The sequence below is a fragment of the uncultured Microbulbifer sp. genome, assembly GCF_947498635.1.
Lineage (GTDB): Bacteria > Pseudomonadota > Gammaproteobacteria > Pseudomonadales > Cellvibrionaceae > Microbulbifer > Microbulbifer echini.
Genome location: NZ_CANMKV010000048.1, coordinates 1 through 17639, shown reverse-complemented (window position 1 = coordinate 17639; position 17639 = coordinate 1). Strand labels below are relative to the sequence as shown.

The window sequence follows — 17639 nt, the reverse complement described above, 5'->3', positions numbered from 1 at the left end:
AACCCGGCGATACACTAACTCGCCGGATCAACAATCATAAAAACGTCTTTAAAAATCGTACTTAAGGGATGCCGAGAAAGTGCGCCCCGGTGCGGAATTTATCGTGAGGTCACTGCCTTTATCCCAACCAGCCACGTTCAGGTAGGGCACATATTCCTTGTTGAGCAAGTTGTTAACGGCCAGATTAAAGGACATCTTGTGCATCAGCTGATAACCCAGGGTCCAGTCCACTACGCCATAATTCGGAACTTCGGCTTTCCCATCATTAACGCGATTCATCCGGTCTGCCCAGCGTAGCAGTACCTGGCTAGAGAGTTTCGCACTGGTGTAGCTGGCACCCACCACGCCGGAAAGAGGGCTGATAGTGGTGAGGTATTCACCAGTGGTATCGTTTTCACCACGTTGGTAGCTGGCATTAGCAAATAGTTCAAATGCTGGGGTCAGATACCAGTTAGCACTCAACTCAACTCCCTTGATCGTCACAGAGTCGATGTTTTGGTATTGGTATTGCTCGAATACGTGGGAGAAGCTGCCGTCGTCATTGTTCATGATTTCGCTGTTTATCAGTACGGTTTCCAGGAAATCATCGTATTCGGTGTAAAAGGCCGCGGTACTGAAGGCAATCGGGCCCAGATGGCCGCGCAGGCCGAGCTCGAAGGTGTTACTGGTTTCGGGATCGAGGTCATCCGCCGGTAATATTTGGTAGGCGTAGCTGGAAGTTGGCTGCAAGTAGTGCTCGATATAGGCCAGATCGTAGGCCGGTACCTTAAAACCTTGCCCGTATTGGGCGAAAGCGGATAGTTGCGAATTGATTCTATACAGGGCACCCAAATTAAATGAGAAATTACTCTCTTCAATAGTGGCAAAGGGGGTACCGTCAGATTTCTCTGCGCCATTGGGGTCCATTTCGTACCAGTCGTAGCGTACGCCGGGAGTGATGGTCAGTTGGCCATTGGCAAAAGTCATTTCATCGTTAAGGAACAGGCCTGCGCGGGAGACTTCGTTCTTTGGGAATTTTTCTGTGGTTACATCCAGGGTGGAATTGCCTTTCACTTCACGATATTGGTGAACGCTGCGCTGGCTTTCGGTTTGTTCCAGGTCGAGGCCATATCCCAGGATGTGGGTTTCGTTCAGGATTTTGCTGGCATTGGACAGTAGGCCAATCGTGTCCTGACTGTACAGGCTGGTTTCCCACATATCACGGATTTCAATAACACCGAACATGGGGGCGTTGATATCCAGCTGTGCGTACTGTTCGTCCTCCTGCTCGGATTCATTTTTATACAGGTTGATGTTCAACTGGCCATAAAGTGCGCTTGGGGTTTCGCTGTGGTAGCGCAACTGGTAAGCGCGGGTCTGTTTGTCGGAGAGGGACTGCTCTTTTTTGATGTTGTAGCCATAGTCGGCCAGGCCACGGAAATAGTGAAGGAGACCATCTGCACTGTCACCGGTACTTTCCTGATTCCAGTGGTCGATAGTGAAATTGATGAAATCTTCGCCGTCGAGCTTGTATTTGGCTTTGTATAGCAGGCTCTTGGATTCTATCTCGAAGGGGTTTTGACTCTCGTCGAAGTTTTGCTGTTCCTCGCCATCACGGTAGGTCATATGCAACAGCTGTTCAAAATGGCCGGTGCGTAAGGCCAGGGTAGGAGAGACGTGTGATTGATGGGTAATGCCGGTATATCCCGTTTTGACTGCGCCACCGAACTGTTCGCCATCTTCCAGATAGTCATTGGCATCTTTGGTGGTAAACACCACGATACCCGCTAAAGCATCCGAGCCGTACAGCGAGGAGGCAGCGCCTTTGGCAATTTCCACCTGCTTTAGGGTATCCACCTCAATAAAGCCGCGGCCAATGATGTCATTCTGACCATTCGCTCCATAGCCTTCATTCACTCGCATACCGTCTTTGATGATCAGTACACGGTCTCCACCCATGCCGCGTACCAGGATATTTTGCGCACTGCCGGCGGCACCGGTTACTTCCACGCCTGGTTCGTATTGGAACAGCTGATTCATGTCGCTCAGCTGTAATTGCTCAATTTCGTCATTGGTGACAACAGAAACACTGCCCGCAACATCCTTCAGCGGTTTCTCCGCACGGCCACTGACAACGATCAGTTCTAGATCGTTACTCGCTGTAGATTCGGAACTATCGGCATGCAGGTCAGAGGCGGAGGCCAAGCCCAATAAGGCCGCTGCGAGAGGGCGAAGTTTCATGGTGTTGTCCTTGAGATGGATTCTATATTGCTGCACTTGTCGGTTGGCCACAGGGGCTGGTGTAAAAGTCCACCGCCAGGGCCAGCTGGTGGAGAATTATAGGGATGATTTTAATAATGTAAAGCTAAATGCGAATCACTATCAATTAGATTAAATTTGACGTTAGCGGGTACTTCCGCTAGTTTCCGCGGCCATTGATCAAGAGTGGAAGTGCTGGGCTGAGGAGGCTTGCAATGAATATTTCGATAGTTGAAAACCTAATGGCGGACGTGGCCGATTTGTTTATGGCCCCAGTCCTATTGGCGATTTTGGCCCTGTTTGTCTACTCATTATTCGCCATCGGGCGATTTATTTCGTTGTGGGTGCTGCGTGGCCGCAATGCGGACAGCTATCGCTTGGCCTTGCAACAAGGTCGGATAGAGGGTTTGCCGGGGTATCAGGTACACAATTATTACGTGCAACATCCTTTGGCTTGTGATGACGAGCTGGAGGTTTTCGCCCTAAAAAAATTGGAATTGCTGCGTATGGCGACCCGTATCGCCCCCATGCTAGGCCTGATCGCCACCATGATCCCCATGGGGCCGGCATTGCGGGCACTGGCCGATGGCAATATTCAGGGTATTAGCGAAAATCTGATTATTGCCTTCGCTGCGGTAATTTGGGGACTGGTAATTTCTACCCTTACCTTCTGGCCAGCCTCAGTGAAGAAACGCTGGTTTGCCGCCGAGCTAATTAACATTCGTAAGTTAAAGGAGGCCTCCTGATGCGCTTCCTGGATGAAGATGAAGAGCTCAATCCAATTTTAAGCGCGGTGAACTTGATTGATGTTTTTCTAGTGATTATTGCCGCACTGCTTATTGCCATCGCGCAAAACCCGCTAAATGTATTTTCCAATGAAAAGGTCACGGTGATCAAAAATGCCGGTGAGCCCAATATGGAAGTGATCGTAAAAGACGGAGAAGAAATTAAGCAGTACAAATCCTCCGGCGAAATTGGTTCGGGAGAGGGCACTCGTGCGGGGGTCGCCTATCAAATGGCAGACGGCAGTCTGGTGTATGTACCGGAAGGCAAAGAAACGCCCTCAAAAGATAAGGCCGCAGGAGGTAACTAGTCGTGTTGAAGAAAGCCTGTGTATTTCTGGTGAGCTTTGTTGTTGCGTCGCTTTGTGGGATGGTCACGCAAGCCAATGAGAAGCCCAAAGTTTTATTAATGATGTCCAGCCATACCGCTAAGGCCAAGGGCAGGTTGCTCTCCGAACTGGCCGCAGATCATCCGTTCGCGCTGGAAGTGTTTAACAGCAAGGGCAAGAGTGAAGAGCAAACCGCCCAGGCATGGGGCTCGGCGGATCTTGTGCTATTGGATGGTATCAATCCGGCACTTTCCCAATTTATGTTTGGCAAGTTCGAACCGCTGCTCAGCCAGTACCCCGAAGTACCGGTAGTGTCTTTGGGGGATTTATCGAATAAAGCGATGAATCAGGGCTTACCATTGGTACAGCATGAAGCGGTTGCAGCCTACTTTAATAATGCCGGCCGGCAAAACTATCGCCACCTGATGCAGTTCCTTGCGACAGAGATATTTAACTTTTCCTCAGCTAATGTGCCGGAGCCATATGCTGTTCCGAAAGTGGGTTTTTATCACCCGCGCTGGGAGCAGCTGGTGACCGATCGTGAAGAAGACTTCTTCCGCTGGCTACAACCTGCGGATCAACAGCCGGTGATAGCCGTGGCTATTCATCGCTCGGTGGTAGATTACGAACAGCAGCAGGTGGTGGATACCCTATTGCAGGGGCTGGAAATGAAAGGTGCCAAGGCGTTCGCCTTCTTTTTTGAAGGCGAAGACCTGCCCCTGTCCTACCCGGATCTGTTGCAGGATGGAGAAGGGCACACTCGTATTGATCTAATGATCAATTACCGCTCCTTACATTATGTGAGCAAGCGCCGCGCCGAGTTCGAAAAACTGGGTGTGCCGGTGATTCATGCCCTGAATTATACCGAGGGCAGTGAGGCAGATTACTTTGCAGATCATAGTGGTGTCTCTCCTTCTCTAACACCTTTCTTCCTAGTAATGCCGGAAGATACCGGCAGCATTGACCCGGTTGTTATTGCCGCGCAAGAGGAGGGCGATAGATCGGTAATGGAAGTTCAGATGAACGCTCTAGTGGAGCGTGCCTGGCGCCATGCCGCTCTGGGGCAAAAGCCAAACTCCGAAAAAAAGGTCGCCACCTTTATTTGGAATTATCCCCCAGGCGAAAAAAATATTGGTGCGGCCTTTCTCGATGTTCCTTCTTCTATAGAGTCGATCGCCCAGGCCATGGCAGAGCGCGGTTACCAAATAGACCAGCGGGACTCCAAGACCTTGATCGACTGGGCGGGCCAGTTATTGCGCCCTTATTACCGCCGCGAAGAGAGCGTTACGTTGATTGATAAAGGATTAGCAGATTGGATGCCGCTGTCCACTTACCTGGATTGGTTTAATGCTCTGCCGGCTTCAGTACGTGAGCCAATCGTGGAGCGCTGGGGAGAGCCGGGAGATAATGCCATGTTGGCCGAGCACAACGGTGAGCCGGCCTTTGTGATACCGCGCATGACTTTGGGCAACCTGGTAGTACTGCCTCAAGGTGTGCGTGCTGATACAGCCGGGGATCACTCGGCTCTCTACCACGATATGAAGAGCCCGGTGAACCATGCCTACCTGGCAGTTTATCTTTATGCGCGTAAAACCTTTGCGGCCGATGCCTATATTCACCTGGGTACCCACGGCTCGCAGGAGTGGCTCACAGGAAAAGAGCGAGGACTTTCTGTCTACGATGCACCCAATTTGGCCCTGGGAAATATCCCGGTGTTTTATCCCTACATTATTGACAATGTTGGTGAAGCCATGCAGGCCAAACGCCGCGGACGCGCCACCATGATCAGCCACCTGACACCGGGCTTTGCCAAAGCAGGTCTCTATGCGGAAGTCGCCGAACTTTCGGAGCTGATTGGCAACTACCTGATTTTGGAAGAGGGGAAGACTCGTCAGAATACGCAGGCGCGCATTATTGAGCTGGCCGACACGCTCAATATGCTTAAGGATCTGGAGATTAGCGCGGAAGCTTTGCGGGCTGATTTTGATCACCAGCTCAGCCGTCTGCAGGATCACCTCGGCCAGTTGGCAGAAATGAGCCAGCCGCTGGGTATTCATCGTTTCGGTCAACTACCCAAGTCTGAACATCTCACCAGCACCATGTTGCAAATGCTGGGCGAGGGCTACATCACAGCAGCGGGGAAATTTGAGGCTGAGCATAACCTCAGTCTACCGGATGAACAGCAGCGCGATGAGCGCAATGTAGTCGCCTTGGAGGCCCAGCCCGGGTTTCAGCTATTAAAGACCTACCTTGCGGGCGAGAAGTTGCCAGAAATCTCCGCGGGATTGCAAAAGCAGTTGCAGCAGGGCCGCGAGTATGCCGAGAATTTTGCCAATATTGCCGAATTGCGAAACTTGATGTCGGCACTCGATGGCAAGTATATCCCGGTCAGTCATGGGGGTGACCCCATTCGCAATCCCCAAGCCGTGCCCACGGGGCGCAACTTGATTGGATTCAATCCGGCGAAAGTACCCTCCAAAGAGGCCTATGAAGCTGGCGTAGAGTTAATGGAACAAACCATCGCCGACTACCGTGAAAAGCACGGACGCTTCCCAGATAAGTTGGCCTTTTCACTTTGGTCCCTGGAAACCATGCGCCATCAGGGCGCACTTGAAGCACAGATACTGCATGCCTTGGGGCTCAAGCCAAAATGGAACCCGCAGGGCAATGTGACCGGAACTGAGGTGATTCCCTATTCGGAGTTGAAGCGTCCGCGTATTGATGTGGTGATTTCGGCAACGGGGTTGTATCGCGATGCTTTCCCCAATGTGATGTTGTGGCTAGCTGAGGCAATCGACAAGGTGGCACAGATGAAGGAGGAGAATAATTTTGTCTATCGCCACAGTCAGGCCCTGCAACAACAGCTAGTGGAGGAGGGTAACTCTGAGGAAGATGCCCGCTACCTCTCTTCGGTGCGAATCTTTTCCAATGAGAGTGGTAACTACGGTACCGGCCTGAATGGCGCCAGCCTAGCTTCTGATAGCTGGGAGACCGACGACAAACTGGCAGACTTATATATGCGCCGTATGGGTTTTGCCTACGGCAAAGATGAATCCCGTTGGAGCGAAGATTCGCGTAACGCTGCGCTGTATGGCCGGGTACTGTCGGGTACCGACGGAGTGATTTTTTCTCGTTCCACTAACCTCTACGCCATGATGACCAACGACGACCCCTTCCAGTATTTTGGCGGTATGGGCCTTGCCGTGCGTAACCTGGATGGCAAGACACCGGAGATGTATGTCGCAAACCTGCGCCGTAAGGACAACATCAAAACCCAGACATTGGGAGAATTTGTCAATCAGGAAATGCGCAGCCGTTATTTTCACCCGCGCTGGATTCATGCAATGCAGGAGTCCGGCTATGCCGGGGCCACAGCAATTCTGGATAGGGTGAATAATATGTGGGGCTGGGAGGTGATGACTCCGGAAACGATCCGCGATGACCAGTGGCAGGAAATGTTCGAGGTCTATGTGGAGGATAAATACCAGATGGACATGCGTGAATTCTTCGAGGAGCACAACGCCGAAGCGATGGCGCAAATGCTGGAGCGAATGCTTGAGGCTGTGCGTAAAGGCTATTGGCCGGCCGATGCGGAAACACTCAAAAAAATGGTAGAGACGTACACTGAGCTTGCCAATCAATATGATGTCGCAACAGACAATGAGAAGTTTTCTGACTTTGTGAGCGAGCAGGCCCTTGGCTTTGGTCTTACGCCCTTGTTGAGTAATCAGGCGGTTAATGATGTTGCGGCCAGCACGGCTGAGCCTCAACAGGTTAGTGGTCAGAAACTTGAGCAAGTACAAGAGCTCAAACCACAACAAAAGACACAGGAGTTTTTGTGGTTGGTGTTGCTGGGAATTTTACTGGCAGGCTTTTTGAGTGTGTTTTTTGATCGGTTTTTCATTATGGGTAATCAGCGAATTACCCACGCTTAAGGGGAGGGGGCTGTGCAACAGCCCCCTCAATTTTTTCAACTACTGCCTATCACACCAAACCAGCTGCACTCTCCTTTAGCGCTGGCCTTCTCTAGGGCGAATCCGCCAATCTTATACCTCTAAGTCCCACCTTACTGACTACTGTTCGCCACGCCTAAAAAACTGAGTACGGCCAAGTCCTATTGGAATCGGTGTAAAAAATTTCTGAAAAAATTATTGCGTGGAAATCTTGGTGAAGCGTCTCAGAAATACAGGGAGTGTTAAGAAGGGTAAAGCCCTAACGTGACAGAGTGCTCAGATTTATTGTGTCGGAATGGCAACTCTTGGCAAGAGCCGGAAATATATACCAAGAAAATTGAAAATGATAAAAAATTTTTGCTGCTCTTTCTGGGTTTATGGCTAGAGCCTATTTCTTGTGGGGGGTATCGGAGTTGTCTTCTGCAGTGTTCAGAAAAAATACTAATGAAGAGAAAGCAAAAAATAGTTCCAGTTGAAACCATTTTTTCGGAGCAAAGCGTGCATAGCTCAGTCCTTTTGTTGAAATTTCAGGAGCCGCCTAAAGGTGTTCCTCCCACGTCTGGTGGGTTAAGTGTGTGATTGACTTTTAAAGAAAAATGCAGGGACTGGTTTCAAGCCTCCAGGTTGTGAAGGCTGTAAATGGTTTGGTTCGTCATGCAAAGCCATTCAGGTTTCATTTTTCTAAAAAAATGCCACAGATATCTAAGTGGAGTGAGTGGCCTGGCTTTAAAAAGTGAGGGCCTGATTAAGGTTGCAAAGTGGCTGTGGTGAGATCTATGTCACTTAATCTCTGCTGAGGGGTAATCAGAGTAGGGAAATTCTGCAATAGGAATACTTTTTATAGGTGGCTAATTTTTACCCGGTAAAAATCTGCCCAGAGTGAAGTGAGTACTGTGTGAAGAGGGTTGCTTTCATTGTGGGATTGAGTCGTCATTTTTGGCTGGGTTGAGTGTTCAGTTTTGTTTTTTTATTTTGATTCTTGCCATTTGGTGCCGAAATTAAGAGTGTGGGAAATTTTATTGAACTTATAGTCGAGTCGATGGACCTATGTCTGTCTCGCTGAGATGTGTAAATTTTCTCGCTGAGATGTGTAAATTTTCTCGCTGAGGTGAGAGGGTTCACAAAAAAAAATTTGGTTTCGTTTTCTTCTGTGAAGTACTTTCCAAATAAATTTTGAGGTGTTGATACTATAGTGCGTCTCTTTCGGGGCGGCTTAGGAATCTCTATTTATACCTCATTATTGTTTGGTGTAAGAGGCCGTGAAGCTGTTTTCACCTGTTTTGGGTGCGACTTTTTATAAATAATTGTTTGGGGTGTAAGCCGTGAAGAAATTGGCGTTTCCTGTGTTGATTCTGTTTTTGGGCGCAGGCTATTTTTTCTGGATTAAAAGCCAGCCTGCCCAAGTAGAACATTCCGCTAAATTACCTGAGCCTAAAATGGTCGTTGACAGGGTTCCCGTTGAATCTTCTTCTGCCGAGACTGTTGATGACAGCGGAATTCCGGAAGAAGTTGTTGCAGATAGTGAAAAATCACTTTGGTCAGAATCAGATCTTGCAAGAGAGGTGTTGCATGAAAATGGACGCCTACCCGTAGATCTCAATGGGGAAACCTATCTGGAACTTGATATGGAGAGGTTGAGGGGACTTGAAACCGGCGACTATGTTGATATTGATCTGCCGGGTCTTGAAAGTGTCTATGACGCCCAGGTCGGTGATGTTGAGCAGCATGCAAGCGGGAATAAAAGTGTGCAATTGAACTTTTTGGGCCAGTCTAGATTGCATGGAGCCACTTTGACTATCGGTAAAAGCTCCGTGTATGCCCAGCTAAACACGCCCGCAGGCTCTTATACCCTTGAAGCCCAGGATGGATATGCGTGGATTGCACCCAACGGTGCCCTAATTTCAAGTCATGTTGAGAAGCATGATAAAGACCTATCATCTGAGGCGCAGCGCGAAAAAGACTGGAAAGACAGTGACGTTCCTCTAAATGATTTTGAGTAAAAGAATTGATTGAAGGTATTTCTTCAAATCGATAATCAAGCTAAGGAGAGCTGATGTAAATCCTGCGAATACCAGAAGTTTATCTTCACAGGCGGTTAAAAATTCAGGACGATCTTTTAGTCGAGTCAGGGTATTAATTGCGTATTGCTAACACACTATCAGGCAGGCAGTAAATTTACTGGTTGTCAAAAATAGAGTATGCACTACTTATAATAAAAGGAGTCTATAGTGAGTTTTAAGAAAAGCCTGGCAGCTACTATTGCTGCACTGACCGTTTCTGCTGCTGCAACTGCCGAAACTGTTGATATTGCTATTATGTACACCGATCCAGCTGCACAGCACACCGGTGACATTTCTGCAAAAATTGATAACTACATCAGCTATGCCAATAATTCCTTTAAAAGGAATGGTGTTGATATCCAGCTGAATCTGGTTGATAGCTGGGAAGCTTCCAGTTCTGACTTTCGTGTTAACGAAGCAACTCTGGACCTGATCACTTTTCACGACAGCGTGAATAGCTGGCGCTCGTCCAAAAAAGCCGACATGGTGGTTTTCCTGACGAAAGCCGAAGAGGTTGTTGAGAACGGTAGCACCTACATTACTTGTGGCATTGCCTGGGTTGGCCAAGGTAGCAATGGCACCATGTACAACAGCGCTAAAGAGCGTGCTTACAGCGTGACTGGTGTTGACTGTGGTTATAACACTTTCGTCCATGAGCTGGGCCACAACATGGGTCTGACGCACTCCACCAAGCAGGGTGATACTTCTGGTGGCGTTTACTCTTATGGTATGGGCCATGGTGTAGACAACAAGTTCTCCACTATTATGGCTTACCCGTGGAGATACGGATCCAATGTTACCCAGTACGATTGGTTCTCTGATCCTGACTGGAATGAGTGTGGTGGTTTGCCTTGTGGTGAGCGTTCTAACGGCAAGGATATTTCCAATGCCTACAAAGCACTGGGCCCGATCGTTGACGATGTTGCTGGTTACTATTAATAACCCGCTTTATCTTTACGATAAAAACAGCACGCTGGCTATTTGCAGATATTAGCCTTAGCTTGCGCCTCTAGTCATCGGCTAGATGAAAGCCAGGGTTTTCCCTGGCTTTCATATTCCGCTATTTATAAAACGCAAAGATAACTGGGAAAACCTCAAGTTTAAAGATTGAGGATATCTTTAAACTTATTTAAAAAAACGAATACTGAGTGGATATCGCCAGAATATCCCATCGTTGGCTCGAACAGCCCCGATAAGGATAAAGATTACATTGATTAAGGCTAGAACTAACAATCCTAAAAGACCGACGCCCAGGATAATTAGAATAGTGCTTATGATGGAGTAGATAAACAAGCTGATCATCCAGTTGAAAATCATCTTGCCATGGCGATCAACTTCAATGACCTGATCTTTAGTGGTTGCCCACATAATAACAGGTAATACGAATCCGGCTCCAGGGATAATAATCCAGGCCAGTTAGCTTAGGTGTAAAAGAACTAGAAAGGTGTTTCTTTCTAGTCCCCATGGTTTGTAGTTATCCATTACAGCATACTCCTGTTAATTAACGGCTGAAATTACTCGCTTTACGGCTTGGATCAAAGCCACTTGTCTGCCGTGGTGGTCAGATGCCTCGCGCTTGCCTTTCTCTGTTGCTTTTTTCCCCATTCCTAGCTCTCAGTGTTCTGACGCCAGGCGACCGGCCAGGCCTAGGAATACCACACCTAAAAAACCGTCGAAGTGTCGGCTGAATGCTGATTGATGACTCAGTGTCTGCTTCAGCCTGCTAAAAGAGAAAGAAATTGCTGTGTTTACAGTGAGTGCAATAGTACTTAGGAAAAATCCTAGTAGCAGTATCTGTTGGGTGATGGGCTGGGTAGGGCTCGTAAATTGCGGTAAAAATAAGCTGAAAAAAACTAAAGCCTTTGGGTTCATTAAATTGTTGATCAGCCCTCTGCTGAGGAGTTGTGAGGCACTCAGAGGCTCGGTGACTGCTTGCCTTTGAGTGTTTCCTAAATTGGAACGCCACTGGCGTATTAAGTTAATCCCGAGCCACGCCAGGTAAAGTGCTCCTAGTGTCTTTACCGCCAGGGCAACAACAGGAATCGTCTGCATGATGTGCCCGAGACCAAAGGCCACAAGGAACGTTTGCGTTAGCCCTGCCAGAAATATACCCAGACTGAGCAAAAAACCAGCGATAAAACCTCGGGCTGCCGAGTACGTTGATAGTAATAGCAGGTCCGGCCCAGGAGAGAGTGCCAGCAGGGCAGATGCGCCAAGGAATGTCACTAAAATCGGAATTTCGGGCATTAAATTGACTCTAGAGAAATTTTCTGGGGCGCCATTATAGCTGTAATGCCCGCAGCCCACCCCTCAGATAGATATCATGCAATTTCACTAGAGTAACCTCCTGGGGTCCCTGGCTCTTTTGCTTATAAGTTCTCTAAGTTAGCTAATAGGTCGACAATATCAGCCTCCGTGGTGTGATCTCACGCAATATTAGTCGGTCGTGGTTTGTACTAGTTTACCGGGATGATGCTTAAAGGGGGCTCTTCTATGCTCTAGAGAAGCATGCTGATCGGTGAGTGATTGATGAGAGTTCTGATTGTTGGGGCGGGGACAACGGGCCTCACTGCCGCCTGTGCATTATCGTTGCAAGGGATCGATTGTCAGATCATTGAGCGCCGCAGTCAGCCCTCCCAGCTCTCTCGTGCTGTTGGTATCTTCCCTTCTACGATTGAGCTACTCAGTAGTATTGGCGTTTCCGCGGATTTATTCTCTGAGGCGGTGCCGATGCGGGGGCTTCAATATCTGAGAAATGGGCGGCGCTTGTTGTTTCTCGACCTTTCCTCTAAAGAATACCTAGGGAAGGTCGGACTTTTTTTTCCGCAAAATAAAACAGAATCGGTTTTGGCGGGTGTACTCAGGGAGCGGGGGGTTGATGTGCAGTATGGTTTGCAATTAACCGATATTGCCAGTCAAGACTCCTCTGCAGTAGTGGAATATTCTAATCATTACAAGGAATCTTTCGACTGGGTGATCGGTGCTGATGGCGTTTACTCTCTGGTTCGTCAGAAAATGGCAATAGGGTATCCAGGACTAGATTTACCAGAGTGGTGGTCGATTGCCGATGTAGAGGTAAACGGGTACATACCTCCCAATTTGGTTACGGTGAACTTACAGGAGCCGGGCAACAGTCTGAGTATTGTTTTGCCACTAGGACGGGGGCATGTCAGGGTGGTTTCTTCTAAAGAGGATGCGCTTTCCGCCCTTCGGCAGCCTCTTGATATTAAAAAAGTACACAGCCTGGGCAGTTTCCAGATATCCGTCAGGCAGGCAGAAACCTATTATAAAAATAGGGTCCTGCTCGCTGGAGATGCGGCCCACTGTCATTCACCGGTCGGCGGCAAGGGAATGAACTTGGGAATTGCCGATGCTGTGGCCGCAGCTGGGGCCATTTCTCGAGGGGAAGTGGAACAATATGCCTGTGAACGCCACAAAATAGCTAAAGAAGTAATTAGGAAAACTGAATTTGCCCGAAAGGTAGTGACTTCAAATAACTTTCTGATGAAATGCGGGTTATGGATTCTGGTTAAAGCTATCGATGTTGTGCCCGTAATTCGTCGCGGTTATATTCGTCATTTAACGGAAATTTAATTGCATAGTTCCACTGAGATGTTGGATGACTATTGATGAGCTAGAGTCAGTCATCCAGAATTTTATTCAGTCCATAGGTATCTTTCCCATAAACCTGAAAGGTACTTACTTCGGGTATCATATACTCTATTGGTCCTTCAAGACTCGGGTACCTGTCTTTGCCATGTGGGGCGACTTTTACATGGTTAGCTGTACAGCGTCCCACAAAAGAGAATCGTTCATCCTTTCTGGAAGTGTTGGGGTAGGAAGCGTGCATATTTAGAGAGGAAAAAATCAGGCACTCACCGGCTTTCATCTCCAGATCCTTGACTTCAAATTGGTCAAAAAAGTTATCCCCCAAAAGTTTTTCTGCGCTGAATAAAATAACGGCACTCTTATGGAAAAGCCTTCCATATAAAGCAATTTTACCGAGTTTATAGAGAAAGGAAGGGGAGAATGGTAGAAGCGAAAAAAAGAAAAGTTCATTTTCCGGGATAAATTCATAGAGGTAATTTATTCTGGCATCTGTGAAGGAGCCAGGCAAAATACGCAGGCAGCCGTTCTCTCTGGTAGAGTCGCTCAAGGCTACCCAGGCATTCAGTTGAATCAATGCGGGAGATGTTTTTTGCGTGGGTTGTAATTTCGCATATTTGCCCGCTTCACGAAATGTGGCATTTTGGTGCCAGGCGGTGCCTTCTGCACCGGGCATTTTATCGAAGAACTGCGTGCGCCAGCATAGAATTTCATCTCCGAGCAGGCTCGTTAATCGCTCAGCAATTTGAGGCTTTCGCAAAAGCTCTCTAAACGGTTTGAGCCGCAGGGCCTGGTACAGGCCTGCATATTCGATAGTCCAACGATTGTATTTCTTCTCTATGTCGCGAATCTTACTGCCTAAGTAGGATATGCCGCCAAAGCCACTTTTGTACTCTCGAATAGCAAGCTCTTTTAGTGCGCTTGCCTCTTCACTGGAAATTACCCGAAAGGGAGGTAGGTAACCGTTTTTTGTGAAGAATGTGCGGTCCTGTGCGCTCAGGAAGTACCTGCTGTCTTGTTGGGTGGCCGATGGGGTGGGGAGGTCAATCGTTAAGTTTGTTAGCTGATCCAGCGTTGCAAAAAGTTGCTGTCGCTCTTTTTTCTTCCATGGAAGAAAAAAGAGTTTGTAGAAACCTATAGCTGATACCAGCCCAATTACTTTTAGCCGCTGGGTCCAGGTAATGGGAAATTGGGCCAGTTCTTGGAGGGTGCCAGCTTCCTTGTGCATCTCCGCCAGTGTGCTGTTTTTCGGCATTGCGACCTACCGCTCATGAATGACTTCCACTGGCCCGTGATCATCACAATGGTCGCCATGGACATGGTGTAGGCGCCCATCCACCAGATAGTCGAAGTGGTCGCCGTGGGGAATCCGTGTGTGGCTGCAGTTCTCCCCGTGAACGTGAGTTGCATGGGTACTTGCGTTGATGGGATTGCAGTCATTCGGGTTTTTTGTGCTCACCTCTAGAACGTGTTCGTCGTAGTGGTCCCGGTGAGGATGGTGCAGGTGGCCATCATGCACGTAGCACACATGGTCTCCGTGTCGAATGGCGGGGTGCCCACAATGCGGCCCATGTTTGTGGGAATGGTTGTCAGTTTGTTGGCAGGTGCTGTTGGCCATTTGGAGTCCTCAGTTGAACGGCAGCGACTTCTGAGCGGGTTGTCGAGCGCTGTGTCAATGCGGTTCGAACAGCCTCGCTAAGAAGACCCATAAAACTGTAGGAACGCCTTTCCCCGCTTTCAAAGCAATAAGCAATTTTGGCCTCTGACCCATTGTGTGTGGCTACCGGGGGAGGATATCTGGCTGCGATCAACTTATTTAGTAAATGTGACTAAATCCTACAGAATGACCCCAAACACGCCTTGCAATCGATTGCATTGTCAAATTATAGTGCCTAGAAGGTGTTGTCTCACAGGGCAGGCCTGGCTTATGGCCGTCATCGATTGAGGCTATGGGCCTAAATTGGCCACACCAAAAAAATTTATAAGAATGACGATGAGAGGGAAGAGTTGATGAAAAAGAGGCCTCTAGCGCTGGCGGTCACTCTGACGACCGTATCGATAGGTTTGTGTGGCGCAGCCATTTCCCAGGAGACTGTGTCACCGGTAAGCGGGGAAGAGCGGATGATCGAGGAAGTCATCACCACGGGGACTCCCGGTGGTACCGGTGTTAGAAAGCTGGAAGCTAGCTTCTCAGTTACTACTCTGGGTGACGATGAGATTGGTAAGGCTTCTCCGTCGAGCACCGCTGATCTGCTGAAGTCTATTCCGGGTCTTTGGGTTGAGAGTTCCGGTGGTGTATCTGGCGCAAATATCGATGTGCGAGGCTTTCCCGGTGGCAGCGACGCGCCTTTCGTCACGGTGTCTATGAACGGCCTGCCGCTCTATCCGGCGCCGACACTTTCTTTTCTGGAGAACTCTTCACTGTTTCGCGTGGATGACACCATTCAGCGGGTTGAGGGGCTGCGGGGTGGCCCCAACCCAGTCTATTCAAACGGACAGCCCGGTCTTACTACTAACTTCATCCTGAAAGAGGGGACTGAAGAAACCGAGGGCCGTTTTAAATACACCACTTCCGATTACGATCTTCAGCGTACGGATGCTGTGTTAACCGGCAAGCTCAGTGACGATGTTTACTACATGCTGGGCGGTTACCTAAGCACTTCTCCAGGTATCCGCGATGCCGGATTCAATGCAGAGGAGGGCCATCAGTTCACCCTACATCTGACCAAAGAGATGGACAGCGGCAAAGCCGGTTTTTATGTGCGTGACACGAAGGATACCGGCACCTGGTATTTACCCAACGCCGCTTTCCTGCCCACCGATTACACCCAGGTTGGCCAGAGTAATCGAAAGGTCTCTGTGCCTGTTACACAGGGTGATGGCAGCGGTGGGACGACTGTGCGCTGGCAAACCTTTGATCTGGGGGAAGGTCGTGGCTGGGATGGTAGTGTGGCCGGTGCATATTTAGAGCTGGATCTAGGGGATGGCTGGAGTCTTACTGAGCGCTTTGCACTGACCAGCGGTAGTGCCGATACCCTGGGCTTTGTCCCGGATGGGGCGCCTCTGGCTCTGAATACCCTCACAGATCAGGCCGTTATAACAGCTTCGGGCGCTGAATTATCTGGCGAGACCTTGGTGCAACAGTTTGGTGCCTGGGTGGTGCGTAAGGATATTGAAGCAGCCACCAACGATTTCAGTCTGGCCAAGGAGTGGGATAACGTTAAAGTCACCGGCGGTTTTTACACCTCCAGCTGGGAGGTGGATGAGTGGTGGTCCATCGGCAACCAACGATATTATGTGCTCGGTCAGGATGGCGAACTGATCACCGGAGCAGCCGATGGCGGCGCACTTACCGGTGAGCTGGCCTGTAACAATGTGCCCGATGTACTGACCTGTGGTTGGAAGTACGATGTGGAGGCGGTGGGGGATGCGCGTGAAATCGCTGTCTACCTGGCCGGTGAGTACTACCTGGGCGATTTTACTTTTGATTTAGGGCTGCGCTCCGCCAATCGTGAGACCAACTATTCGGTCGATAAGGGGATTCGAGACGGAGTATTTACCACCTATAAAGCCGATGAGGAGGGCTTTGCCTACACCGCCGCAGTGGACTGGGCATTTGCAGAGAGCATGGGTGCCTTCTTCCGCATCAACTCCGGTTTTAAATTTGCCGACTTCGATAACTACCGCGAGTTTGATGATCGTTACCTGGCGGGGTCCGATTTGATCATCGATATCGACCAGTATGAACTGGGCTATAAATTACAGGATCAAGACTACTCCCTGTTCGCCACCTTCTTCTATAACGAAACCCAAGGTATGCCGGACTGCATTATTGGTAGTGGGACCTGTACTCGCCTGGAGACCAAGGCGCTGGGATTGGAGTTGGATAGCAAGGTGCACTGGGGAGACTTTACCCTAGGCCTAAATGCCACTCTACAGAAGCCGGAAATTACCAGTGGTCAATTCGAAGGCAATCAGGTGATGCGCCAGCCCAAGTATCAGGTTCGCCTGAGCCAAAACTATGATTTCACCGTCAACAATATTGATATGGCAATATTTGGTGGGATCAGCCGAGTGGGGGATCGTTTTAATGACAGCGAAAACTTAGTGACCTTGCCGGGGTATACCAAAGTGGACCTGGGGGCTATAGCTTATCTAAACGATATTTCTGTTCAGCTTTCGGTGGACAATCTCACTGATGAAGACGGCATTACCGAGGGTGACCCTCGTAATCCTCTGGCTTCCAATGTCCGCTATATCCTGCCGCGCAATATCAAGTTGAGTATTGCTTACGACTTCTAGTTCGGCTCAAGCCTCTCCCATAGGCTTTCTGATCTTTGCCGCACAATATTTTTGTGCGGCTTTTTTATGCCTACGTTTTTACCACTTATCCTTAAAGTCACCAGCTTGATCGAATAGATAGCATTATTCAGGTTGGTTATTTTCCTTGGCAATTAACCATGCTCTTATAAAGCAAACGTTATAGTGATTTTCCTTGGATAGGTTTTCTGGGGTAGTGCCTGCATTGTTGCTGCAAAATTGATGGGTTGTACTAATTATTCGTTCGGCAGGCTAAATGTAAGTTATAGCTTCGCTGCATTCAACTCTGAAGTGCATCACCCTTTAGGTTGCTGCCTCAGCCGTATATTCTCCCAATATCTGACTAGGATT

General features: G+C 49.0%; 12 protein-coding genes. 7 read left to right on the top strand and 5 right to left on the bottom strand.

Annotated elements, in window-relative coordinates; all coding sequences use genetic code 11:
* Positions 1 to 48 precede the first annotated feature (48 nt).
* Positions 49 to 2220, bottom strand: a complete 2172-nt coding sequence (locus Q1A69_RS17770) for a TonB-dependent hemoglobin/transferrin/lactoferrin family receptor (protein WP_299588464.1) — start codon at positions 2218 to 2220, stop codon at positions 49 to 51.
* A gap of 233 nt (positions 2221 to 2453) precedes the next feature.
* Between Q1A69_RS17770 and Q1A69_RS17765 the strand changes: the two genes are divergently transcribed.
* The 5 genes from Q1A69_RS17765 (at position 2454) to Q1A69_RS17745 (ending at position 10301) form a co-directional block, all read left to right on the top strand.
* Positions 2454 to 2984 (top strand): MotA/TolQ/ExbB proton channel family protein, encoded by a 531-nt coding sequence (locus tag Q1A69_RS17765; RefSeq protein ID WP_299588461.1) that lies wholly within the window; start codon positions 2454 to 2456, stop codon positions 2982 to 2984.
* Entirely contained in the window at positions 2984 to 3331 is a 348-nt protein-coding gene (locus Q1A69_RS17760) for a DUF2149 domain-containing protein (RefSeq protein WP_299588458.1), read from the top strand. The genes Q1A69_RS17765 and Q1A69_RS17760 overlap by 1 nt, the downstream gene beginning before the upstream one ends.
* Positions 3332 to 3333: 2 nt before the next feature.
* Positions 3334 to 7284: a cobaltochelatase subunit CobN gene (gene cobN / locus Q1A69_RS17755; protein WP_299588455.1), complete on the top strand. Its 3951-nt coding sequence runs from the start codon at positions 3334 to 3336 to the stop codon at positions 7282 to 7284.
* A 1340-nt stretch (positions 7285 to 8624) separates the two neighbouring features.
* The gene (locus Q1A69_RS17750) at positions 8625 to 9302 is read left to right on the top strand and encodes a hypothetical protein (RefSeq protein ID WP_299588452.1); all 678 of its coding nucleotides are present in this window, start codon (positions 8625 to 8627) and stop codon (positions 9300 to 9302) included.
* A gap of 228 nt (positions 9303 to 9530) precedes the next feature.
* The gene (locus tag Q1A69_RS17745) at positions 9531 to 10301 is read left to right on the top strand and encodes a reprolysin-like metallopeptidase (RefSeq protein WP_299588448.1); all 771 of its coding nucleotides are present in this window, start codon (positions 9531 to 9533) and stop codon (positions 10299 to 10301) included.
* 186 nt (positions 10302 to 10487) lie between these two features.
* Here Q1A69_RS17745 and Q1A69_RS20445 read toward each other — a convergent pair whose 3' ends face one another.
* Positions 10488 to 10763, bottom strand: coding sequence for a DUF4870 domain-containing protein (locus Q1A69_RS20445; RefSeq protein WP_366525608.1), 276 nt, complete (start codon positions 10761 to 10763; stop codon positions 10488 to 10490).
* A gap of 213 nt (positions 10764 to 10976) precedes the next feature.
* Positions 10977 to 11609: a LysE family translocator gene (locus Q1A69_RS17740; RefSeq protein WP_299588444.1), complete on the bottom strand. Its 633-nt coding sequence runs from the start codon at positions 11607 to 11609 to the stop codon at positions 10977 to 10979.
* Positions 11610 to 11891: 282 nt separating this feature from the next.
* Here Q1A69_RS17740 and Q1A69_RS17735 point away from each other — a divergent pair, with 282 nt between their 5' ends.
* Positions 11892 to 12956: an NAD(P)/FAD-dependent oxidoreductase gene (locus Q1A69_RS17735; protein WP_299588442.1), complete on the top strand. Its 1065-nt coding sequence runs from the start codon at positions 11892 to 11894 to the stop codon at positions 12954 to 12956.
* A 46-nt stretch (positions 12957 to 13002) separates the two neighbouring features.
* On the opposite strand, the gene Q1A69_RS17730 is transcribed toward Q1A69_RS17735, so the two are convergent.
* Both Q1A69_RS17730 and Q1A69_RS17725 read right to left on the bottom strand, forming a co-directional pair.
* Complete coding sequence (locus tag Q1A69_RS17730; protein WP_299588438.1) at positions 13003 to 14223, bottom strand: phytanoyl-CoA dioxygenase family protein; 1221 nt, start codon at positions 14221 to 14223, stop codon at positions 13003 to 13005.
* A gap of 6 nt (positions 14224 to 14229) precedes the next feature.
* Positions 14230 to 14496, bottom strand: a complete 267-nt coding sequence (locus Q1A69_RS17725) for a hypothetical protein (protein WP_299588435.1) — start codon at positions 14494 to 14496, stop codon at positions 14230 to 14232.
* Positions 14497 to 14978: 482 nt separating this feature from the next.
* On the opposite strand from Q1A69_RS17725, the gene Q1A69_RS17720 reads away from it, so the two are divergent.
* Positions 14979 to 17270, top strand: a complete 2292-nt coding sequence (locus Q1A69_RS17720) for a TonB-dependent receptor (RefSeq protein ID WP_299588432.1) — start codon at positions 14979 to 14981, stop codon at positions 17268 to 17270.
* Positions 17271 to 17639: the final 369 nt, after the last annotated feature.